We start from the raw sequence: 21300 nt of genomic DNA, 5'->3' as shown, positions 1-21300 counted from the left end.
GAGCGCAGCGACATGCCCAGCGGGCACGACGACCTGAACCCCACCGAGGACCAGCTCGACGCGATGTCGCAGGAGGAACTGGTCGCCCTCGGCACCAAGCGCGACGGCGTCGAGGTCGTCTATCGCGAACCGCGGTGGCCCGTCCCGGGCACGCGCGCCGAGAAGCGCGCCGAGCGTCAGGTGGCGTTCTGGTTCCTGGTGTCGGCCCTGTCGGGCGCCGGTCTGATCGGCGTCTTCCTCTTCTGGCCGTGGCGCTACAAGTCCCGCGACGAGTCGGGCGCGGGCATCTACTCGCTGACCACGCCGCTGTACGGCCTGCTGCTGGGCCTGTCGGTGCTGGCCATCGGCGTCGCGATGGTGCTCATCCGCAAGAAGTTCATCCCGGCCGAGATCTCGATCCAGGACCGTCACGACGGGCCGTCGGACGCGGTCGAGCGCCGTACCCTGGTCGCCCAGCTGCAGGACTCCCTGGAGACCTCCACGCTGGCCCGCCGCAAGATGATCACCCGCACCGCGGGCCTCGGCATCGGCGTGCTCGGTGTCGGCGCGCTGCTGGTGTTCGTCGGCGGCCTGATCAAGAACCCGTGGGCGCAGCGCGAGAAGTCGCCGCTGTGGGTGTCGGGCTGGACCCCGGACTACCCGGGCCAGACCGTGTTCCTGCGCAAGGACACCGGCCGTCCCGACGACATCGTGCTGGTCAAGGCCGAAGACCTGGACGCCGGCGCGATGGAGACGGTCTTCCCGTGGAAGGAAGAATGGCGTGGCAACGAGGAGGAGACCCTCCAGTCGCTGCGCGGCATCCGCAACGCGGTCATGCTGATCCGCTTCCGCACCGAGGATGCCCAGAAGGCGATCAAGCGCAAGGGCCAGGAGAGCTTCAACTACGGCGACTACTTCGCCTTCTCGAAGATCTGCACCCACCTGGGCTGCCCGACCTCGCTGTTCGAGCAGCAGACCAACCGCATCCTGTGCCCGTGCCACCAGTCGCAGTTCTCGGCGCTGGAGTGGGGTAAGCCGATCTTCGGTCCCGCCGCCCGCGCCCTGCCGCAGCTGCCGATCACCGTCAACACCGAGGGCTACGTGGTCGCCGCCGGCGACTTCATCGAGCCCCTCGGCCCGGCCTACTGGGAGCGTCGTTCATGAGCCCGAGTAAAGCGGCCGCACAGGCCAACGAAATGGACGAGCGCTATCGGGCAGCGGCTTTCGTCAAGCGGTCGATCAACAAGGTCTTCCCGACCCACTGGTCGTTCCTGCTCGGCGAGATCGCGCTCTACGCGTTCATCATCCTGCTGTTGTCGGGTGTCTACCTGACTCTGTTCTTCGATCCGTCGATGACGGATGTCGTCTACAACGGCTCGTACCAGCCGCTGCGCGGCGTCACCATGTCGCGGGCGTACGAGACCGCGCTGAACATCAGCTTCGAGGTGCGCGGCGGCCTGTTCGTCCGCCAGGTGCACCACTGGGCGGCGCTGTTGTTCGCGTGCTCGATCATCATCCACCTGTTCCGCATCTTCTTCACCGGCGCGTTCCGCAAGCCGCGCGAGGCGAACTGGGTGATCGGTTCGCTGCTGCTGGTCCTGGCGATGTTCGAGGGCTTCTTCGGCTACTCGCTGCCGGACGACCTGCTGTCCGGTACCGGCCTGCGTGCCGCGTTCGGCGGTATCACGATGGGCATCCCGCTGGTCGGCACCTGGATGCACTGGCTGATCTTCGGCGGTGACTTCCCGGGCACGATCATCATCCCGCGTCTGTACGTGGCGCACGTGCTGCTGTTCCCGGGCATCATCCTGGCCCTGATCGGCGCGCACGTGGCGCTGGTCTGGTACCAGAAGCACACCCAGTTCCCCGGCCCGGGCCGCACCGAGAAGAACGTGGTCGGCGCCCGCATCATCCCGGTGTTCGCCGCCGACCAGGGCTCGTTCTTCATGTTCACCCTGGGCATCGTCGCGATCATGGGTGGCGTGCTGCAGATCAACCCGATCTGGAACCTGGGCCCGTACAACCCGTCCCAGGTGTCGGCGGGTTCGCAGCCCGACTTCTACATGATGTGGACCGACGGCATGGCCCGCCTGATGCCGCCCTGGGAGCTCTACCTGGGCCGGTACACCGTGCCGGCGGCGTTCTGGGTGGCGCTGATCATGGGTCTGGTGTTCACGGTCCTGATCGCCTACCCGTTCATCGAGAAGCGACTGACCGGCGACGACGTCCACCACAACATCCTGCAGCGGCCGCGCGATGTGCCGGTGCGGACCGCGATCGGCGCGATGGCCATCGCGTTCTATCTGGTGCTGACGCTGGCCTGTGTCAACGACATCCTGGCGATGAAGTTCGACATCTCGCTGAACGCGACGACCTGGATCTTCCGGATCGGCCTGCTGGTGGCCCCGCCGCTGGCGTACCTCGCCGCCTACCGGATGTGCCTGGGCCTGCAGCGCAGCGACCGCGCGGTGCTGGAGCACGGCATCGAGACCGGCGTGATCAAGCGCCTGCCGCACGGCGAGTACATCGAGGTGCATCAGCCGCTGGGCCCGGTCGACCACCACGGTCACCCGATCCCGCTGGAGTACCAGGGCGCCCCGGTGCCCAAGAAGATGAACAAGCTCGGCGCGGCCGGCAAGCCCGGCATCGGGTCCTTCCTCCGCGCGGATCCGCTCGACCAGCAGCAGACGCTGGTCGAGGTGGAACACGAGCAGGAGCACAAGCAACTGGCGATCCTGGCCGACTACCAGGCGCAGATCACCGGCGGCAGTGCGGATCACGACCACCACTGACGAAACACTCGTCCGGAACACCGGGGCCTCGAATCGAATTCGGTTCGAGGCCCCGGTGCGTTTCGATATGTCGTGTTTCGCTGTGCCGCAGACGAAGCCCGCACATTCGAGCCGAATTCCGTGCACACCGGGCGTAATTCTCCCGGCCGGCGGGTGACTGGGATTAAAGTCTGTCGCGTGAACAGGCCGATTGCCCGAGATGTGCGGGGTGACCGCATCCCGATGCCCGCGGCGGGCGCCGGGCCGAAGACCGGCGCCGCGCTGGCGCTCGGTGTATTCGCCGCAGTCGTGATGACTTTCGCGGTCCCCGGTGTCGCCCAGGCGAGCCCGAGCGGCGTATTGATCAACGAGCGTACGTATTCCGGCGCCCGGGGCTGTGTCACCGTGCGCGGCTTCCCGATTCGGCTGCGCGTGGACAACCGCGGCGCCGCACCCGCCCGGGTCTATCTCCTGCCCGGTTGCACGGGCGGCGTCACGAAGACGATCGAGGCCGGTCGCAAGGCGGCCCCGATCGGCGCCTCGGTCCTGTTCGGCTAGCCTCGTTCACTCTCCGATGGAGAATCCGGCCTCGACGTCCGCGCGCGCGTACGACTTGAACGCGATGTGGGTATCGGTCCGCAGCACCCCGGCCGTCTTGTTGATCCGCTGGGTGACCACCTCGGCGATCTGCTCGTGATCGCGCACCCGCACGACCGCGATCAGATCGACGTCCCCCGCGCACGAGTACACCTCGGCAACCCCCTCGAGATCGGCCAGCGCCTGCGCGGTCTCGGGGATGCGGGCAGCCTCGGCGTGGATCATCACGATCGCGGTAATCATGCGACCGAGTCTAGATCGCCCCAGCTCGCCGCCCTGCCACGACCGAGCCGATGAGCTCGCCCGGTGCGTCAGGTGCGGCCCGCCGGGAACAATGCGGACGCACATGCCCTGCCGACCGTCATCGTGCAGCTCGATCACGCTCGAACCTTGATCTGTCGCCGCACGCCCGGTCACCTCGGGACCCGATGCGGTCCGGACGACGTGAATGGTGAGCCCGCCCGCCGGTCGACGGTCCGCATCGCTACGGCACCGCCGGAGACGCACAGCGTCCGATCACTCGTGCACGGAATCCGCCTGCGTCGCGGCCTCGGCCAGCGCCACCCACTCCGTCCACGCTGCGGCGCCGAACCGCGGCACCGCGTACCCCTCGGTGGTCCGCACGATCCGCACCCCCGGCTGCTCCAGCCAGCGCACGATCAACCCCGTCTCCTCGGGCGAGGCACCGCGCAGCGGCGGGTAGACCCCGTCCTGCCCGCACCACCCGCGCCGCACGTCGTCGTCCTTGCCACACCGCAGGCACACATCCCCGAGACCGTCCAGCACACCGTCCAACAACTCACCCCCGGAGTCCGGAACGCGCCGCCCGATCTCGAGAGCACATGGGTAACTCCCCGGGAAACTCCCACCCGAGCGCTCCTCACGCAAGACCTGAGACCGACCACCGAGGCTCCTACTCGTATGGCCTGAAACGCGGAGAGGCGGGCAGCCGGAGTCCGGGGGCGGCACAGCTTCTGCTGAGGCGGTCAGGGCGGCCACGACGGGCATGGGTGGGGTGCCACGGCGGGCGGTGCCGGCGGCGGCGAGGCGGCCGTAGCGGACGATCGCGAATTCCCAGCCGCCCGCGCCGTCGGGGCGGGCGGCGACGAATTCGGCGAGGCGGGCCAGGGCGGCGAGCCGCTGGGTGCGGCGCAGGGCGCGGATCACGGTGACCGTGCGGTCGCGCAGCCGGGCCGCGGTCTCGAATTGTTCTGTGGCGGCGCAGGTTTCGATGCGGTCGCGCATCGCGTGCAGTGGCGCGTCGGTGCGGCCGGCGAACAGATCCCGGACCAGATCCGTGGCGGCCGCGTATTCCGTTGCATCCGAGAGCTTTCCGCCGACACTGGCCGGACATCCGCCGACCGCGGCGGGCGGGCAGTCGGGGCCGTGGCGGCCGTCGCGGGGGATCCGGGTGGTGCAGGTGCGCACGCCGCACCGGTCGGCCAGCGTGCCGGCCACCTCCACGGCGTCGGCGCGGGAATTGAAGGGGCCCAGCGCATCCGGGGTCGGTGTACGAGTCGTGGTGAAACGCGGGAAGGCCTCGTCGGTGAGGGTGAGCCACCAGGCGCGGCGTGGGAATTTCGAGCGGCGGTTGTAGGGCGGGGTGTGCGCGACGAGCAGGCGTAGCTCGCGGACGCCCGCCTCGAGGCCGTGCGCGCATTCGACATGATCGACACACGTCGCGAGCGCGACCATCTCGCGCATCCGGGTGCGGGTGTCGGAACCGGTGAAGTACGAGTGCACCCGGCGGCGCAGATTCACCGCGGTGCCGATGTAGAGGACCTCGTCGCCCGGACCGCGGAACAGATACACGCCGGGGGTCGTGGGCAGTTCGGCGGCGAGATGCCGTTTGGCGCGCTGCCGACGGGTGACCTCCGGTAGATAGTCGATCAGTTCGGCGAGGGTGCCGACCCCGAGGTTGCCGACGCGCTCGATGAGCGCGTGCAGCACGTCGACGGTGGCGCGGGCGTCGTCGAGCGCCCGGTGGGTGGGGCGGGTCCGGGAGCCGAGCACCTGCGCCAGCACCGACAGCCGGACGGACGGCGCCTCGTCGCGGTCGAGCACGCGCCGGGCCAGCTGGACCGTGCACAGCACCGGCGCGCCCGGCCACGGGGTGCCGCAGCGTTCCGCGGCGGCCTTCAGGAAGCGGGTGTCGAAGCGCGCGTTGTGGGCGACCAGTACGGCGCCGGCGGCGAACTCCAGGAAGCCGGGTAGCACGGCCTCGATGTGCGGCGCGTCGCGGACCATCGCCGTGGTGATGCCGGTGAGTTGCACCACCTTGGGCGGGATCGGGCAGCCCGGGTCGACCAGGGTGGCGAATTCGCCGAGGATCTCGCCGCCGCGCACCTTGACCGCGCCGATCTCGGTGATGGCATCGCCGTCCGCGCTGCCGCCGGTGGTCTCCAGGTCGACGACGACGAAGGTGGTGTCGTACAGCGGGAGGTCCGGGTCGTCGCGGGGGTGCTCGTCGGGGAACGCGAGGGCGAGCTGGGCCTGGCGCGGCCGTCGAGCGGGCTGGGACACGGCCTGGAGCGTAGGGGAGGGGGACGACACATCCGGGCGCCGCGAAGGGTACCCGCGCTACCTGAAAGGTCCCTACGTGCAAGGTTCGGATCCCCCGAATACACCTCACTGTGACCAGGCTCACATATATTCGTTTTCGAGATCAGTCCCGGGTGTGGCGCCCCCGGACGCACCCCCTGTCGCCGGGCGGTTCGGCGCCTGCCCGCTGATCGATTCTTTTCAAGAACCATTCGGTCTGTTTCAAGGTCGCCGGGGCGTTGCCGACCTGGCTCCGAGGGGTTTCCGCCCGGTCCCGCCCCGGGCGTGTCCGCGGTCCGGCGACCCGTGCCGGCGGCCCGCCGGTATTCGGAAGTTACGCTTTTGTGATTGGTGTGAGATACATCTCGAGGCTTAGAGGGAACGTTTATGTATTTCCGGCCTTCCGCATCGCCGCAGCTTTACAGCGCACTGTTATGCGTTCGTAATTTCTCCGAGACCTCACGGAGTTCGACGCGTCACCCGGCGCAGTGCCGTGGGGCAGATGAGGAGAACGCAACATGGCGATCAAGCGACAGGGCCGGTTACACCGGGCCGTTGCGGCCGGAGCCGTCGGAGCCGCCACCCTCAGTGGGCTGCTCGTGCCCGCGGTTCCCGCTGGGGCGCAGACGATCACGGTGGCCGGCATCGGACAGGTCGATCTGCCCGACGGCATCCCGGTCCCGGCCGACATTCCCGGCGTGAACGTCGATCCCGCCGCCGGCGGCCCCGCCGACATCGTCCCCGGACCCGCGCTGCCGCCCCCGCCGCCGCTGCCGTTCGCGCTGCCGCCGCTGCTGTTGCCACCGCCGCCCGCCGCGTTCGAGACGCCCGGTCAGCGGGCCGCCGACGCCGCGCTGAGCAAGATCGGCTCGCCGTACAGCTACGGCGCCACCGGACCCGACGCGTTCGACTGCTCCGGCCTGGTGCAGTGGTCCTACGAACAGGCCGGGGTCGACGTGCCGCGCACCAGCTACGAGCAGGAGAGCGCGGGTGCGCCGGTGTCGCTGGACGATCTGCAGCCCGGCGATGTCATCACCTTCTACGGCGGCAGCCACTCCGGGATCTATGTCGGCGACGGCAATGTCGTGCACGCCGCCGACTACGGCCAGCCGGTCGATGTCGCGCCGCTGTACTCGATGCCGGTGACCAGCGCGCATCGGTACTGAGCGCACTCGGCAGCGGTACCGGACGCGCTCGCGCGGCCGTCCGGGCGCTGCCGCGCAGGCGGTCCCGATGCGCCTGCGCGAGATCGGTAGCGGCCGTGGTCCGTCCGTGGTCCACTGGACACGCCCCGCTGCCGTTTCGTAACCTCATCGAGACCTTCCGATCCACCTGAATATCAGTTCGAGAACGGGGCACGGCAGCTCGTGGCAGCACACCCGGACACCAACCGCACCAAACGCCTGATGAGCGGCTCGCTCGCAGTCGGGGCACTGGTCCTCGGCGTCTGTGCCGCCGGCGGTGTCTCGGCCGACCCACCGGCCACCGCCGGGGATGCCGTGCAGCGACTGTTCGACCTTTCCCGGCAGTCCGAGCAACTCGGCCAGCAGGCCCTTGCCGCCCAATCGGATCTGGACGCCAAGGAGGCCGTCGCCCGCGACGCCGACGCCAAGCAGGCCGTCACGGGCCAGGCGCTCGACGCGGCCGAGGCGGAGGTCGCGCGGTACCAGCCCGACGTCGACGTGGCCGCGATCGCCGCCTACACCGGCGCCCGCACCGATCGGCTGTTCTCGATCCTGGTCAGCGATTCGCCGCAGCAGATGCTCGACCAGATGTCCGCGCTGGACGTGATCTCCGCCCAGACCGCGCAGCAGTACGGCAGTCTCGCCAAGGCGGACAAGGCCGCGACGGTCGCCGACACCGCCGCCCGGTCCGCCTCCGACGCCGCGCACAGCGCGGCCGAGCAGGCCGACGCGGTGCGGGCCGATCTGGAGAAGAAGCGCTCGGACCTCCAGGCCGCCATGGCCCAGACCATCCAGGCGTGGGGCCAGCTGTCGGCGGGGGACAAGTCGAGCCTGAGTGGTTCGCTGTTCCCGCCCGGTTTCGACCGGGAGACGTTGCTGCGCGGGCTCGTTCCCGGCAGCGGCACCAGCGCGCTGGCCGCCGGGCTCACCCGGATCGGCGACCCGTACGTGTGGGGCGCGACGGGCCCCGACGAGTTCGACTGCTCGGGTCTGGTGCAATGGGCCTTCCACCAGGTCGGCATCAACCTGCCCCGCACGAGTTACGCACAGGCCGCGGTCGGCACGCCGGTCTCCCGCGACAACCTGCAGCCCGGCGATGTGGTGTTCTTCTATTCGGATGCCTCGCATGTCGGCATCTACGCGGGCAACGGGCTGCTGTTGCACGCGTCGACGTTCGGAGTGCCGGTCGCGGTCGCGCCGATGGGTTCGACCCCGTTCCACTCGGCCCGCCGGTACTGGATGGGAATGCAGCAGTAACCCGGACGCGCGTCACCGGGAGCCGCCCCGCGCGGCGGTCGGCCGTTCGCCCGGCGAGCGGAGCCCATCGAACTCAGAGGTGAGGATGAGCGCACTGCGGCGGTTCCGAGGGTGGCTGGCGGCTCGGCAGCGATTCGAGTTCGTCGTCACCGTCGCGATGGTGGTGGCGCTGACCGCCGTGGGCGGCGCGCTGATCCTGCTCCCGAAATCCGTTCTGCCCGCGGTCGGGCCGGCGCCGGCGCGGGCCGCCGGCGAGGAACCGGCCGCCGACCCGCAACTGCCGGAGGTGCGCCGGCTGATGGAGAGCTACGGGCCGGTGGTGGCCCAGCAGGTGTCGGCCGAGGACGGGCGGCTGTCGGTGGTCTTCGGTCATGCCCGGCAACGCGGCGACGTGGATCTGCTGGCCAAGGAGGCCGGGCCCGCGGTCGCCGCGGTCACCGAACTGTGGGGTGCGGACTGGTCCCGGGCCGCGGTCGTCGTGGTGGCTTCCAGCACCGCGGAATTCGCGTCGCTCACCCACGCCACCGGCCCGGTGTCGCCGGAGGTGGCCGCCGCGTCGGTCTCCGATCCGTACCTGCCCGGCTCCCGGCCCGCCGGTCAGCGGGTGGTGTTCGCCCCCGACGCCGCGCGCCGGCTCGGGCCCGACGGTCTGCGGGAAACCCTGCGGCACGAGCTGACCCACGTGGCGGCCCGCGCGCGGACCACCGACGGATCGCCGCAGTGGGTGCTGGAGGGGTTCGCCGAATACTCCGGCCATCGCGGCGAAGACCGCTCCCTCGCCCAGCAGGCCCCCGCCCTGACCGCCCGCATCCGCTCGGGCGCCCTGCCCGCCGACCTGCCCCGCGACGCGGATTTCGCGCCGGGCCCCGGCGCCGCCCTCGCCTACGAGACCGCGTGGTCGGCGAACGCCTTCGCCGCCGCCGGATTCGGCGAGCCGAGGCTGGTGGACCTGTACCGGCACGCGGCCACCGGCCCGAAGGCTCCGGCCGCACTCGACACCGCTTTCCGCGACACGCTCGGGGTCGGCCACGACGAATTCGTCGCGGCCTGGCGGGACTGGCTCGCGGCGCACACCGCGGCGTAAGAGGTCGGCTCCAACGGGACCGGCTCGCGGCGCGCACCGCGGCGTGAGTGGTCGGTTCGGGCGGGACCGGCTCGCGGCGTGAGTGGTCGGTTTCGGCGGGAACGGCTCGCCGCGCATCTCGGCGGGCGTGTGGCGGCGGCGCCGTCCCGGCCTCCGGTGCTCGATCCCCGTTGTCCCGCAAGCGGTTCGCGGCGGCGGGGGCTGGGATACGGCGATTCGGGCAGGGCAATAGACTCGCGGCATGGCGCGCACTCTGTTGGTGACCAACGATTTTCCGCCTCGGCCCGGCGGCATCCAATCGTATGTGCACACCCTGGCGATGCAGCTGCCGCCGGATCAGCTCGTGGTGTACGCGCCGCGCTGGCGGGGCGACAGCCATCTGCGGTTCGACGCGCAGCAGCCGTTCCAGGTGGTCCGCCACCCCACCACGCTGATGCTGCCGTCCCCGCTGGTGCTGCGCCGGGCGGCCAAGCTGCTGCGCGACGAGCGCTGTGACAGCGTGTGGTTCGGGGCCGCGGCGCCGCTGGCGCTGATGTCGCCGCTGCTGCGCCGCGCCGGAGCCCGGCACATCGTGGCCAGCACCCACGGGCACGAGGTGGGCTGGTCGATGCTGCCCGCGGCGCGGCAGGCGCTGCGCGCGATCGGCGAGAACACCGACACCGTCACCTACGTCAGCAAGTACACCCGGCGCCGGTTCGCGGCCGCGTTCGGTCCGCAGGCGGCGCTGGAGTATCTGCCGCCGGGGGTCGACAGCACGGTGTTCCGGCCGGATCCGGCGGCGCGGCAGGAACTCCGGGCCCGGTACGGGCTGGGCGACCGGCCGACGATCCTGTGCCTGTCCCGGCTGGTGCCGCGCAAGGGCCAAGACGCGCTGATCGTGGCGATGCAGCAGATCCGGGAGCGGATCGACGGCGCGGTGCTGGTGATCGCGGGCGGCGGCCCGTACGAGGACCGGCTGCGCGGCCTGGTCGCCGCCACCGGCCTCACCGACGACGTCGTGTTCACCGGCCGGGTGCCCGCGGCCGAACTCGCCGCGCACCACACCGTCGCGGACGTGTTCGCGATGCCCAGCCGCACCCGGGGCGCGGGCCTGGACGTGGAGGGGCTCGGCATCGTCTATCTCGAGGCGTCGGCCACCGGCGTGCCGGTGGTGGCCGGAAGTTCCGGCGGCGCCCCGGAAACCGTGCTCGAGGGCCGGACCGGCACCGTGGTCGACGGCCGATCGCAGCGGCAGATCGTGGACGCGATCGTCGACATCCTGTCCGATCGCGACGCCGCGGCGGCCATGGGCGCGGCGGGTCGCGCCTGGGTCGCGGAGCAGTGGCGGTGGGACGTGCTCGGGAACCGGCTGCGGGAACTGCTCGACCTCACCGTGCCGTCCGGTTCGGTGGGGTTCTCGAGCTAGGCTCACCGGCATGAGCAGTATCCAGATCGCCGACCAGACCTTCGTCGCGGCGCCGGGCGTCGCGGTGGCCGGGCTGCTCGGCGACCGCGGGCGCTGGCGCGGGTGGTGGCCGGATCTGGTGCTCGAGGTCCGGGAAGACCGCGCCGACAAGGGAATTCGCTGGACCATCGGCGGTTCGCTGATCGGCACCATGGAGGTGTGGCTGGAGCCCTGCCTGGACGGCGTGGTGCTGCACTACTTCCTGCACGCGGAGCCGCAGCAGGCGCTGTCGCCGCGCGCGCTGCCCGCCGCCAACCGGGCCCGCCGGGTGGCCGGCCGCAAGATGGCGTTCGAGATCAAGGCCCGGCTCGAGGCCGGCCGCCCGGCCGGTGTCGCCCCCGGCGCGCCGCCCCGGGCCGTCGCCGCCGTGCCCTGAGTCCTGTTCCCGCAGAACGAAATCCAGTCCCTACTACCGATAAGGAAGCGCTGTCTGTCATGGCCGACCGCACCCAGAGGTCGATCATCATCGACGCCCCGTCGGATCGGGTGATGGCCGTCATCGCCGACCTCGAGTCGTATCCGGAGTGGGTATCGGCGGCGCGTTCGGTGGAGATCCTCGACAAGTCCGGCGACGGTCGCGCTCGGACCGCGCGGTTCGTGCTGGACGCGGGGGTGGTCAAGGACACCTACGTGCTGTCCTACACCTGGCGGCCCGACGGCAGGGCCGTGAGCTGGCACCTGGTCAGCGGTGAGCTGCAGAAGGCGCAGGACGGCAGTTACGAGCTGATCGACCAGCCCGACGGCGCCACCCAGGTCGTCTACGAGTTGACCGTCGACCTCACCATCCCGATGATCGGCATGTTCAAACGGAAAGCCGAGAAGGTCATCACCGATACGGCGCTCAAGGAACTCAAGAAACGGGTCGAAGGCTGACGGACGCTCCGGCAACTCCTCTGGAACTCTTCATCGGCAAGGGCGGGGTCGGCAAGACCACGCTCGCGTGCGCCACCGCGATCACCCGGGCCCACGACGGCCGGCGGGTGCTGCTGGCATCCCTGGACCAGGCGCATTCGCTCGGCGACGCGCTCGGCCGATCGATCCCGCGCGATCCCGCGCCGGCCTCGGTCCTGCCGAATCTGGATGTGCTCGAGCTCGATTCGCTGTCCCTGGTCGAAGACCGGTTCGCGGCGGCCGTGCCGCTGCTGTCCGGTGTCGGCCGCGACCACGGCGTCGACCTGACCGCGCTCGATCCGGCCGAACTGACCGGACTGCCGGGTGTCCAGGAGTTGCTGCTGCTGCTCGAGATCACCCGCCTCGCGGACACCGGCGACTGGGACGACATCGTGCTGGACTGCCCGCCGACCGCCGATCTGCTGCGCATCCTGTCCACACCCGCGACCCTGCTCGGCTATCTCGACCGGGTCTGGCCGACCGCGGCGCGGATGCCCGGCCTCAGCGGCGGCGATCTGCGCCGCGCGCTGGTGGCGCTGGCCGTGGACCGGATCGCCGCCGAGGTGGCCGCCGCCCGTGACCTGTTCGCGGATCGGAGCCGGACCATCGCGGTGCTGGTCACCGCCGCCGAGCGGGTGGCGCTGGCGGAGACCGCGCGGGTGCGGTCGGCGGCGACGCTGCTGGGCCTGAACCTGGACCATGTGGTGGTGAACAAGGTGTTGCCGCCCCAGCCGCCGGTCCCGCCCGACGCGCATCCGGCCGCCCACTGGTACGAGCGGCGACGCGCGGCGCAACTCGCCGCGATCGAGGGGCTGCGCGCGCGTTTTCCGGGTATCCCGGTGTCGACCGTGGAATACGGTGGCGCCGAACCGATCGGGATCGAGGAACTGACCGGGCTGGTTCCGCCGCCGTCCGGCGGGACCGGCGACGGGACTTCTATGCTGGGCCACGACGTGGGCACCGAGTCGCGAGACGGCGTCGGTTCCCGGCAGCACGGCGAGGCCGGTACCGGCCGGAGCGGCGGCGGGCAGCGTGGCGAGGCCGACACCGGCTCGGAGCGCGGCGTCGGCGGCCGGGGGAGCGACCGGCGCGCCCGGGCCGGGGAGCCGTACGTCGGACTCGAATCCGGCACGGGCCTGGGTTCGGTGTTCGCACTGCGCATGCAGATGCCCGTGGCCGATCCGGCGACGTTGCGGCTGGGACGAGTGGAGGACGATTTGATCGTGGGAGCGGACGGGGTCCGGCGCCGGTTGCGCCTGGCTCCGGTGTTGCGGCGATGCGTCGTCGACGCCGCCGAACTCGACGGTGATCAGCTGATCGTGCGCTTCCGTCCCGATCCCGAGGTGTGGCCCGATGAATGACGCCGGCGCCGGGCACTCGCCCGCGGACCACATGGCCGAATTCACCGAGGAACTGCGGCTGCTCGCGGAGGCGGTCCTGGAACGGGTCGAGCCGATCCTGCGCCGCGCCACCGAGGACGACCGCCCCGAATGGGACGGATGCGGCTGGTGCCCGGTGTGCGCGACGGCGGCGCTGGTCCGCGGCGAGCACCACGAGGCGATCGCCACCATCGCCCAGCACGGCACCGCGCTGGTCACCGTGCTGCGGGAGGCGCTGGCCGGGGTGCCGGTGGACCCGGTGATGCCGGACGAACCCGAACCGGCCGCGGATCGGCCCGCACCCGCTCGCTACCAGCCGATTCCGGTCCAGATCAAGTCATGACGACACAGCTCGGGCGGGAACGGCCGCTGACCGTCGGCATCGATGTCGGCGGCACCAACATCCGGGCCTCCGTGGTCGACGGCGCCGGCGAGGTGCGCGACACCGTGCAGGCCCAGACCCCGCACTCGGAGCGGGCCCTGGAGGACGGGCTCGCGCGCGTGGTGCGGGAACTGCTGGCGCGGCACGACATCGGCGCGGTCGGCCTGGCGGTCGCGGGCTTCGTCGACGAGACCCGGACCTCGGTGCGCTTCGCCCCGCACCTGCCCTGGGAGGACACGCCCGTGGCGCGGCGGCTGTCGGAACGCCTGGGGCTGCCGGTGATCCTGGAACACGATGCGAACGCGGCGATGTGGGCCGAATACCGGTTCGGCGCGGCGGCCGGCGCGCGCAACGGGGTGCTGGTGGCGATCGGCACCGGCATCGGGGCGGCGCTGCTGGTCGGCGGCGAGCTGTACCGCGGCAGTTACGGCGTGGCGCCGGAACTCGGCCATTTACAGGTGGTTCCGCACGGCCGGGCCTGCCCGTGCGGCAAGCGCGGTTGCTGGGAGCGGTACTGCAGCGGGACCGCGCTGGTGGACACCGCGATCGAGGCGCTGGCCACCGATCCGATGCGCTCGACGATCCTCGCCCGCGAGGTGACCCGCGACCCGGGCTCGCTGACCGGGCGGCGGGTGGCGGGGGCCGCGCAGGACGGCGATCCGGTGGCGCTGCAGGTGCTGGCCGAGTTCGCGCGCTGGCTGGGGCTGGGCCTGGCGGCGGTCAGCGACCTGTTCGATCCGGACCTGATCGTGATCGCCGGGGGCGTGAGTTCCTCGGCGCCGCTGTATCTCGACGACGCGCGCGAACACTACGCGGCGGCCATCACCGGCGCCCGGCACCGGCCGCTGGCCCGCATCCGGACCACGCAGCTCGGGGAGGCGGCCGGCATGATCGGCGCCGCGGAACTCGCCCGGACCGCCCTGGCCCCCGGTCGCGACGCGGGAATTCCGGCGGGCCGTGGTGGTACCGCGGCGAGCCGGGGTAGTACCACTGCGAGGGGCCGGGATTCGGCCGGCGACGGCAAAGCTCCGGCACACCGCTGAACACCTCGAAACAGCGGTGGTTCACCGTTGTGAATTCCCCGTTGCGGGCTTGGTCACGGCTGCTACGCGGCGGTAGAGTCGGCAACATATGGCGGGGACCGCGGGCGGCCGACGATGCTCCCCACGGGTGGCGAGATTTGATCCTCCGGAAAGGACGCGATGTTCTACTGGCTGCTGAAGTTCGTGTTGGTCGGACCTTTTCTACATTTTTACAATCGGCCCCGAGCCGAGGGTGTGGAGAACATTCCTGCCAACGGCGCAGTCATCCTCGCCGGGAACCATCTGTCGTTCACCGACTGGTTGTTCACCCCGTTGATGAGCCCGCGCCGCATCACCTATCTGGCGAAGGCCGAATACTTCACCACCCCGGGACTGAAGGGCCGGCTGCAGAAGTTCTTCTTCTCCGGCACCGGCCAGTACCCGATCGACCGCAGCGGCGCCGACGCCGCGGAGGACGCGCTCAACACCGCTCGCAAGTTGCTGGAGGAGGGCCGCGTCGTCGGCCTGTACCCGGAGGGCACCCGTTCCCCCGACGGCCGGCTGTACAAGGGCAAGACCGGTGTGGCCCGGCTGGCCCTCGAGGTCGGCGTCCCGGTGATCCCGGTCGCGCTGACCGGAACCGACGAGGTCTGCCCGCCCGGACCGTTCAAGTTCCGCCGTCGCCAGGTCACCGTCCGCTTCGGTAAGCCGATCGACTTCTCCCGCTACGAGGGTATGGGCGGCAACCGCTTCGTCGAGCGCGCGATCACCGACGAGATCATGTACGAACTGATGCGGATGTCCGGTCAGGAGTACGTGGACGTCTACGCCGCCAGCCTGAAGAAGGACGTCCCCTCCGGCAGCCGCCCCCAGTCCGCCCGAGTCCCGGAGTCCCTGGCGGGATAGGGTTTCCGCCGCCGACACCCCCCGCAGTGCTCACCCCGTTGTTCGCGGCCCGTCTCGGTCCTGGACTGACGGAGGGAGGGAGCGCAGCGACTGACCGGAGGAGGGAAGGACCGAGACTAGGGGGGCCGCGAACCCGCCGAAGCGAAGCGGAGGCCAAAACTACAGCCTGCGGTACGCCTCTATCGCCTCGAATTTCGCGAAGTTGTGGCGGGCGTCCGCGAGGGCGTCGTGGGCGTCCGGGGGGACCGGCGGCAGGGGTGGGCGGCCGTGGTAGTCCCAGTGCTGGCGCAGCTCGTTCGTGTAGCGCGGCAGGGTGGTCGGCAGGTCCACCATCGAGCCCCACAGCTGGCACAGGGCGACGTGATCATAAGCACTCACCCAGGCCCACAGTTCGGGGTTGACACCGGAGCGCGGAACGAGGAAGCGGTACAGGTCGTCCCGGATGCGTTCCCGGCTGCGCCACAGCGGCGACTGCGGGGAGGGCAGTTTCGGGAGCACATTGCGGCGCACCCATGGGCCCGCCCGGTCGGGATCGAATTCCGTTGACACCGCGTAATATTCGCGTCCGTCCTCACAGACCACGCCGATCGAGATCAGGTCGATCGTGATCCCGTCCTCGACGAATTCGCAATCGTAGAAGTATCTGAGTGCGATCGGTCCGCTCCTAGTCGTCCGCGCCGCCGGATCCGTCCGATCCGGCGATCGCCTCGAGGTTACGACCTCGGCGGACCGTGATCATTGCGCACCCCCTACCTCCGGGTTACCGTCCGGTTCCGAGGGGTATCTATTCTTGACTGGTGAACTGGACTGTCGACGTACCCATCGACCGCCTGCCGGAGTTGCCCCCGCTGCCCACCGAGCTGCGCCGGCGACTGGACGACGCCCTGTCGCGTCCCGCTCTGCAACAGCCGTCGTGGGACCCGGAAGTGGCCGGACAGATGCGCACCGTACTGGAGAGCGTGCCGCCGATCTGCGTGCCCGCCGAGGTGGAGGAGCTGCGGCTGCGGCTCGCCGAGGTCGCCCGCGGTGAGGCGTTCCTCCTGCAGGGCGGCGACTGCGCCGAGACCTTCGCCGACAACACCGAGCCCCACATCCGCGGCAACATCCGCACCCTGCTGCAGATGGCCGTGGTCCTCACCTACGGCGCCAGCCTGCCGGTGGTGAAGGTGGGCCGCATCGCCGGCCAGTACGCGAAACCGCGCTCGGCGGACGTCGACGCGCTCGGTCTCAGGTCCTACCGCGGCGACATGATCAACGCGCTGGTCGCCGACGCGACACTGCGCGAGCACGATCCGTCCCGGCTGGTGCGCGCGTACGCCAACGCCAGCGCCGCGATGAACCTGGTCCGCGCCCTCACCGGCGCCGGCATGGCCGATCTGCACGCGGTGCACGACTGGAACCGCGACTTCGTCGCGCAGTCCCCGGCCGGCGCCCGGTACGAGCAGCTGGCCGAGGAGATCGACCGCGGCCTCCGGTTCATGACCGCCTGCCGGGTGCAGGATCCCAGCCTGCAGGCGGCGAAGATCTACGCCAGCCACGAGGCGCTGGTGCTCGACTACGAGCGGGCCATGCTGCGCCTGGCCGAGAACACCGCGGGCGACCCGGTGCTGTACGACCTGTCGGCGCACTTCCTGTGGATCGGCGAGCGCACCCGCCAGCTCGACGGCGCGCACATCGCCTTCGCGGAGCTGCTGTCCAACCCCATCGGCCTGAAGATCGGCCCGACCACCAGCCCCGAGCTGGCCGTCGAGTACGTCGAACGGCTCGATCCGAACAACGAGCCGGGCCGGCTCACGCTGGTCGCCCGGATGGGCAACGGCAAGGTGCGCGACGTGCTGCCGCCCATCATCGAGAAGGTACAGGCCACCGGCCATCAGGTCATCTGGCAGTGCGATCCGATGCACGGCAACACGCACGAGTCCTCCACCGGGTACAAGACCCGGCACTTCGACCGCATCGTCGACGAGGTGCAGGGCTTCTTCGAGGTGCACCGCGCGCTGGGCACCCACCCGGGCGGCCTGCACATCGAGCTGACCGGCGAGAACGTCACCGAATGCCTCGGCGGCGCCCAGGACATCTCCGATCTGGACCTGGAGGATCGCTACGAGACCGCGTGCGACCCCCGGCTCAATACGCAGCAGTCCCTGGAACTCGCGTTCCTCGTGGCCGAGATGCTGCGATGAGGGACCGGTAGCCCGGCATTGTTCGTGCTCTTCCGCGGCGATTTCACCCGATGGGTGGAGGAGGCCGACCGAACCATTCTGCGGCTGTTGCGCGACCGCGACCGCGACGGTGTCCCGTCGGAGGTCGTCCTGCGCGACGGCAGCCGCTTGCTGACCTTCAACATCTCCTGGGGTTACGACCCGAACGGGGCGACCGCCCAGGTCGCGACGAACATGAGCCCGAGCATCGAGGGCGTGGCCGTCGAATTCTTCACCACCAACGCGGTGGTGGCGATCAACGACCCGGAGACCGGGGCGCCGCTGCTCGCCGTCGCCTGATCAGAACGGCAGTACGGTCAGCGAGACCGTACTGCCCGGCTCGACCCGCGCCCCGGCGCCCGGTGACTGGAGACGCACCGTGCCGCGGTCGTTGCTGAAGATCTGGCTCACGTTCACCTGCAGGCCCGCGGCCTCCAGCAGGGCCCGCGCGGCGGCCACGTTGCGGCCGCCGACATCGGGCACCTTCACCGCGTTCGATACGAACAGGGTCACCGAATCGCCGGACAGCAGGCTGGTGCCGTTGTCCGGATCCGTGCCCACCACGTCGCCGGCGTCGAAGCCGCGGTCGAACTGCGACTGGATGCCGCGCACGCTCAGCCCGGCGGCGGTGAGCGCGCTGGTGGCCTCCTCCTGCGTCTTGCCGCGCAGGTCCGGCACCTTCACCTGCTGGGAACCCTTGCTGCGGTAGACGTTCACCGTCGCACCGCCGGGCAGGACTGTGCCGGGGGCCGGGTCGAGCTGCATGACCGTGCCCTTCGCGGCGGTGCTCGGCCGCTCGCCGCCGTCGACCGGGACCAGTCCGGCGTCGCGGATGGCCTGGTTCACCGATTTGCTGTCCTGGCCGACCTGAAAGTCCGGCACCCTCGGCTGGCCGCTGGACACCAGCACCGCCACCGTCGAGCCCTTGACGATGCGGGTGCCGGCCGGCGGATCGGTCCCGACCACCCCGCCGACGGGGACGACGTCGGAGGCCTTGTTGCGGACCGTGGTCGCGAAGCCGGCGTCCTGCAGCGTGACGGTGGCACGGTCGGCGTTCAGGCCCGCGATCGGCGGTACCGCCGCGTACCGTTCCACGCCGAGCCACCAGCCGCCGCCACCGAGGACCAGAGCCAGCACCACGACCACCGACGACCAGATCAGCACCCGGCGCCGGGACCGTTCCCGCTCGGCCGTGTACGGATTGTGCGGGGGCGGAGGACCGTAGCCGTCGGCGCCGGGATAGCGATCGTCCGGGAAATAGGTGGCCCGGGTCTGCGGCTGCGCGGCGGTCAGCACCCGGGTGCTGCTCGCCCGCGGTTCGGCCGGTGGCATCCGGGTGGTCGCCTCGGTGTAGACCGGCTGCGGCACGGGCTGGATCCGGTACCGCGCGGACTGATGTTCGGCCGAGTCGCGCGGCGCGGGCACCCGATAATCGGGCAGCCGCAGCTCGGTGGCGATCCGGCGCAGCTCGGCGGCCATCTCGGCGGCGTCGGCGAAGCGGTGCGCGGGCTCCCGGCTGGTGGCGCGCGCGACCAGCTCGTCGAATTCCGGTGGGACGCCCCCGATGAACTCGCTCGGCCGCGGCACGTCGCGCTCCACCCGCTGATAGGCGATCGACAGCGAGGTGTCGCCGGTGAACGGGGTGCGGCCGGTCAGCAGTTCGAAGATCAGGACGCCGAACGAGTACACGTCGCTGCGGGCATCCGACTGCCCGGAGGTGACCTGTTCCGGCGCCAGATACGCGGCGGTGCCGAGGATGACGCTCGCGGAGGTCATGTTCGAGGCGGCCACGGCCCGGACCAGGCCGAAATCGGCGATCTTCACGTCGCCGGCGTCGGAGACGAGCACGTTCTCCGGTTTGATGTCGCGATGGACCAGCCCGGCGTGGTGCGCGACGCCGATGGCCTGCAGCACCGGTTCGGCGACCGCGCGCACCGCGTGCGGCGGCATCGGGCCGCGCTCGCGCAGCAGTTCGCGCAGCGTGCCGCCCTCCACCAACTCCATGATCAGGAACGGGTGCTCACCGTCGACACCCTGGTCGTACACGGCCACCAGCGAGGGGTGCTTCAGTTTGGCGACCGCGCGGGCCTCGAATTCGAACCGGGTCAGGAACTGGGGATCGCCGGCGAATTTCGGGTCCATCACCTTGATCGCGACCGGCCGGTCCAGCCGGGTGTCCACACCCCGGAACACCATCGACATGCCCCCGCGTGCGATCGGCGCGTCGATGCGATAACGCTCGTCCAGCAGCTGGCCGATCAACTCTGGTGCCCTCGACTTTCCACAGCGGTCTCGCTCGCGAGCGACAGCCGCCGGGACGACGGCTCACCCGATGGTAATGGTGGAATCCGTCAGGGGCTCTCAGGACGTGACTTCGCACACGTACTACCGTTGTCGGCGTGAGTGCATTTCCCTGCAGCGATGACGTCCTCCCGGAGTCGGCGGCCCTGCTCCCGCTGCCGGATGTGGCCGATCAACTGGGTCTCGCGGTGACCCGAGTGCATCAGATGTTGCGCGATCACGAGCTTCTCGCGGTGCGGCGCGACGGCGTCGCCGGGATCCCGAAGGATTTCTTCGATTCCACCGGCGCGGTCGCCAAGCACCTCACGGGCCTGATCACCGTGATGCGCGATGCCAAATACACCGATGAGGAAATCCTCGAATGGATCTACACCGAGGACGACACCCTGCCCGGCCGGCCCATCGACGCGATCCACGGCCCGCTGGCGCGCGAGGTGCTGCGCCGCGCCGCCGCCGATCCGTTCTGAGCCGGACGTCACGTCAGTCGCCTTGACGCTCAGGGCACCTCGGTGATGCCCACGGTGGGCAGGAACCAGCAGGTCCGGTTCCCGTTGCGGATCGATCCGAAGACCGCGGCGAGCACCGTGCCGGAACCGGTCTCGACCGGCACCGCGCGAATCCCGCCGACGGGCAGGGCCTGCCCGAACACGCCCTGCACCACCTGTTCGGCCAGCGGCCGCAACGCCGGTGGCACCTGCGGCGGGACCATCGTGCCCAGCACATCCGACAGCGTGCCCATGGTGGCCGAGCCGGCGCGGTGGGTGTCGGCGTTCCACCAGATCACCCGCATCCCCGAGGTGTCGGTGCCGTCCGGATCCACGCCGTACGGCACGAACGCGAACATGGTCTGCCCGGATTTCACCGCCGCCAGGTCGAGACCCGGCAGCGTGACATTCGTCTTCGGCCACGGCCCCGGCACCGCACCGGCGTAGGCCGGGACCAGGCCGAGGGTGCTGCCGTCGTTGCAGAACGGCGACGCCGACGGATAGAGGAACGGCTTCACCCCGAGCGCCTCGAGCGCGTCGAGCCCGCCCGCGGTAGGAGCCGGGTCGGCGATCTGTCCAGCGGCGTTCAGCGCACCGCCGGTCCGCGCACTGCCGTTCGGTGCACTGCCGTTCGGCCCACTGCCGGTCGACGCGATGCCGTTCGGTACGGCGTCGACAGGAGCCGCGCTCCGAATGCCGGTCGTGCCCGCGGCCGCTGTCGCGGTTCCCGGCGGGGGCGTCGTGTCCCGCCCCGCGGCGGTCGTGGCGGTACCGGCGACAACTGCCAGGATCGCCCCCGACACGACGAGCGGTGCGGCCATCCGGCTTCGACGGCCGGCGGCGGAGCGACGGGTGACGCGGGACAGCAGGGGCATC

General features: G+C 70.7%; 21 protein-coding genes. 16 read left to right on the top strand and 5 right to left on the bottom strand.

Annotated elements, in window-relative coordinates; genetic code table 11:
- Nucleotides 1–12 precede the first annotated feature (12 nt).
- From qcrA to NRB56_RS05740, 3 genes are all read left to right on the top strand, one after another.
- On the top strand, nucleotides 13–1143 hold the full coding sequence (gene qcrA, locus NRB56_RS05750) for a cytochrome bc1 complex Rieske iron-sulfur subunit (RefSeq protein WP_153339615.1): 1131 nt from the start codon (nucleotides 13–15) through the stop codon (nucleotides 1141–1143).
- Nucleotides 1140–2771: a cytochrome bc1 complex cytochrome b subunit gene (gene qcrB, locus NRB56_RS05745; RefSeq protein WP_153339398.1), complete on the top strand. Its 1632-nt coding sequence runs from the start codon at nucleotides 1140–1142 to the stop codon at nucleotides 2769–2771. The genes qcrA and qcrB overlap by 4 nt, the downstream gene beginning before the upstream one ends.
- 177 nt (nucleotides 2772–2948) lie before the next feature.
- Nucleotides 2949–3308: a hypothetical protein gene (locus NRB56_RS05740; protein ID WP_153339397.1), complete on the top strand. Its 360-nt coding sequence runs from the start codon at nucleotides 2949–2951 to the stop codon at nucleotides 3306–3308.
- 6 nt (nucleotides 3309–3314) lie between these two features.
- Here the strand turns inward: NRB56_RS05740 and NRB56_RS05735 are convergent, their stop codons facing one another.
- Nucleotides 3315–3590, bottom strand: coding sequence for an Lrp/AsnC family transcriptional regulator (locus tag NRB56_RS05735; RefSeq protein ID WP_153339396.1), 276 nt, complete (start codon nucleotides 3588–3590; stop codon nucleotides 3315–3317).
- A 273-nt stretch (nucleotides 3591–3863) separates the two neighbouring features.
- Nucleotides 3864–5783 carry a DEDD exonuclease domain-containing protein gene (locus tag NRB56_RS05730; RefSeq protein WP_153339613.1) on the bottom strand — a complete coding sequence of 640 codons (1920 nt, stop codon included), beginning with the start codon at nucleotides 5781–5783 and terminating at the stop codon, nucleotides 3864–3866.
- 623 nt (nucleotides 5784–6406) lie between these two features.
- On the opposite strand from NRB56_RS05730, the gene NRB56_RS05725 reads away from it, so the two are divergent.
- The 10 genes from NRB56_RS05725 (at nucleotide 6407) to NRB56_RS05680 (ending at nucleotide 15437) form a co-directional block, all read left to right on the top strand.
- Nucleotides 6407–7054, top strand: a complete 648-nt coding sequence (locus tag NRB56_RS05725) for a C40 family peptidase (protein WP_153339395.1) — start codon at nucleotides 6407–6409, stop codon at nucleotides 7052–7054.
- A gap of 240 nt (nucleotides 7055–7294) precedes the next feature.
- On the top strand, nucleotides 7295–8329 hold the full coding sequence (locus NRB56_RS05720) for an NlpC/P60 family protein (RefSeq protein ID WP_153339394.1): 1035 nt from the start codon (nucleotides 7295–7297) through the stop codon (nucleotides 8327–8329).
- 85 nt (nucleotides 8330–8414) lie between these two features.
- Nucleotides 8415–9413, top strand: a complete 999-nt coding sequence (locus tag NRB56_RS05715) for a hypothetical protein (protein ID WP_153339393.1) — start codon at nucleotides 8415–8417, stop codon at nucleotides 9411–9413.
- Nucleotides 9414–9654: 241 nt separating this feature from the next.
- A complete protein-coding gene (locus NRB56_RS05710) occupies nucleotides 9655–10818 on the top strand; it encodes a glycosyltransferase family 4 protein (protein WP_153339392.1) in 1164 nt (387 codons plus the stop codon).
- Nucleotides 10819–10828: 10 nt separating this feature from the next.
- The gene (locus NRB56_RS05705) at nucleotides 10829–11233 is read left to right on the top strand and encodes a polyketide cyclase / dehydrase and lipid transport (protein WP_153339391.1); all 405 of its coding nucleotides are present in this window, start codon (nucleotides 10829–10831) and stop codon (nucleotides 11231–11233) included.
- Between the two features lie 59 nt (nucleotides 11234–11292).
- Entirely contained in the window at nucleotides 11293–11730 is a 438-nt protein-coding gene (locus NRB56_RS05700) for an SRPBCC family protein (RefSeq protein WP_153339390.1), read from the top strand.
- A 20-nt stretch (nucleotides 11731–11750) separates the two neighbouring features.
- Entirely contained in the window at nucleotides 11751–13109 is a 1359-nt protein-coding gene (locus tag NRB56_RS05695; protein WP_153339389.1) for a TRC40/GET3/ArsA family transport-energizing ATPase, read from the top strand.
- On the top strand, nucleotides 13102–13470 hold the full coding sequence (locus tag NRB56_RS05690; protein ID WP_153339388.1) for a hypothetical protein: 369 nt from the start codon (nucleotides 13102–13104) through the stop codon (nucleotides 13468–13470). The genes NRB56_RS05695 and NRB56_RS05690 overlap by 8 nt, the downstream gene beginning before the upstream one ends.
- Entirely contained in the window at nucleotides 13467–14552 is a 1086-nt protein-coding gene (locus tag NRB56_RS05685; RefSeq protein WP_153339387.1) for an ROK family glucokinase, read from the top strand. The genes NRB56_RS05690 and NRB56_RS05685 overlap by 4 nt, the downstream gene beginning before the upstream one ends.
- A gap of 159 nt (nucleotides 14553–14711) precedes the next feature.
- Nucleotides 14712–15437, top strand: coding sequence for a lysophospholipid acyltransferase family protein (locus NRB56_RS05680; protein ID WP_153339386.1), 726 nt, complete (start codon nucleotides 14712–14714; stop codon nucleotides 15435–15437).
- 159 nt (nucleotides 15438–15596) lie between these two features.
- Here NRB56_RS05680 and NRB56_RS05675 read toward each other — a convergent pair whose 3' ends face one another.
- Nucleotides 15597–16091, bottom strand: coding sequence for a polyadenylate-specific 3'-exoribonuclease AS (locus NRB56_RS05675; protein ID WP_319942653.1), 495 nt, complete (start codon nucleotides 16089–16091; stop codon nucleotides 15597–15599).
- A gap of 143 nt (nucleotides 16092–16234) precedes the next feature.
- Here NRB56_RS05675 and NRB56_RS05670 point away from each other — a divergent pair, with 143 nt between their 5' ends.
- A complete protein-coding gene (locus tag NRB56_RS05670) occupies nucleotides 16235–17620 on the top strand; it encodes a class II 3-deoxy-7-phosphoheptulonate synthase (RefSeq protein ID WP_319942598.1) in 1386 nt (461 codons plus the stop codon).
- Between the two features lie 18 nt (nucleotides 17621–17638).
- Complete coding sequence (locus NRB56_RS05665; protein ID WP_153339384.1) at nucleotides 17639–17938, top strand: hypothetical protein; 300 nt, start codon at nucleotides 17639–17641, stop codon at nucleotides 17936–17938.
- Here NRB56_RS05665 and pknB read toward each other — a convergent pair whose 3' ends face one another.
- A complete protein-coding gene (gene pknB, locus NRB56_RS05660; protein ID WP_153339383.1) occupies nucleotides 17939–19900 on the bottom strand; it encodes a Stk1 family PASTA domain-containing Ser/Thr kinase in 1962 nt (653 codons plus the stop codon). It abuts the gene before it with no gap.
- Between the two features lie 137 nt (nucleotides 19901–20037).
- Here pknB and NRB56_RS05655 point away from each other — a divergent pair, with 137 nt between their 5' ends.
- Entirely contained in the window at nucleotides 20038–20406 is a 369-nt protein-coding gene (locus tag NRB56_RS05655; protein ID WP_319942597.1) for an Rv2175c family DNA-binding protein, read from the top strand.
- Nucleotides 20407–20435: 29 nt separating this feature from the next.
- Here NRB56_RS05655 and NRB56_RS05650 read toward each other — a convergent pair whose 3' ends face one another.
- Entirely contained in the window at nucleotides 20436–21299 is an 864-nt protein-coding gene (locus NRB56_RS05650; protein ID WP_194290732.1) for a hypothetical protein, read from the bottom strand.
- Nucleotide 21300: the final 1 nt, after the last annotated feature.

This window comes from Nocardia aurantia, assembly GCF_009604425.1.
Lineage (GTDB): Bacteria > Actinomycetota > Actinomycetes > Mycobacteriales > Mycobacteriaceae > Nocardia > Nocardia aurantia.
The sequence above is the reverse complement of the archived record's forward strand: the minus strand, read 5'-3'. Positions and strand labels throughout refer to the sequence as shown.

Coding starts and splice junctions, on each gene's coding strand:
- qcrA (WP_153339615.1), top strand. CDS start 13: ATGCCCAGCGGGCACGACGACCTGAACCCCACCGAGGACCAGCTCGAC.
- qcrB (WP_153339398.1), top strand. CDS start 1,140: ATGAGCCCGAGTAAAGCGGCCGCACAGGCCAACGAAATGGACGAGCGC.
- NRB56_RS05735 (WP_153339396.1), bottom strand. CDS start 3,590: ATGATTACCGCGATCGTGATGATCCACGCCGAGGCTGCCCGCATCCCC.
- NRB56_RS05725 (WP_153339395.1), top strand. CDS start 6,407: ATGGCGATCAAGCGACAGGGCCGGTTACACCGGGCCGTTGCGGCCGGA.
- NRB56_RS05720 (WP_153339394.1), top strand. CDS start 7,295: ATGAGCGGCTCGCTCGCAGTCGGGGCACTGGTCCTCGGCGTCTGTGCC.
- NRB56_RS05715 (WP_153339393.1), top strand. CDS start 8,415: ATGAGCGCACTGCGGCGGTTCCGAGGGTGGCTGGCGGCTCGGCAGCGA.
- NRB56_RS05710 (WP_153339392.1), top strand. CDS start 9,655: ATGGCGCGCACTCTGTTGGTGACCAACGATTTTCCGCCTCGGCCCGGC.
- NRB56_RS05705 (WP_153339391.1), top strand. CDS start 10,829: ATGAGCAGTATCCAGATCGCCGACCAGACCTTCGTCGCGGCGCCGGGC.
- NRB56_RS05700 (WP_153339390.1), top strand. CDS start 11,293: ATGGCCGACCGCACCCAGAGGTCGATCATCATCGACGCCCCGTCGGAT.
- NRB56_RS05690 (WP_153339388.1), top strand. CDS start 13,102: ATGAATGACGCCGGCGCCGGGCACTCGCCCGCGGACCACATGGCCGAA.
- NRB56_RS05685 (WP_153339387.1), top strand. CDS start 13,467: ATGACGACACAGCTCGGGCGGGAACGGCCGCTGACCGTCGGCATCGAT.
- NRB56_RS05680 (WP_153339386.1), top strand. CDS start 14,712: ATGTTCTACTGGCTGCTGAAGTTCGTGTTGGTCGGACCTTTTCTACAT.
- NRB56_RS05650 (WP_194290732.1), bottom strand. CDS start 21,299: ATGCCCCTGCTGTCCCGCGTCACCCGTCGCTCCGCCGCCGGCCGTCGA.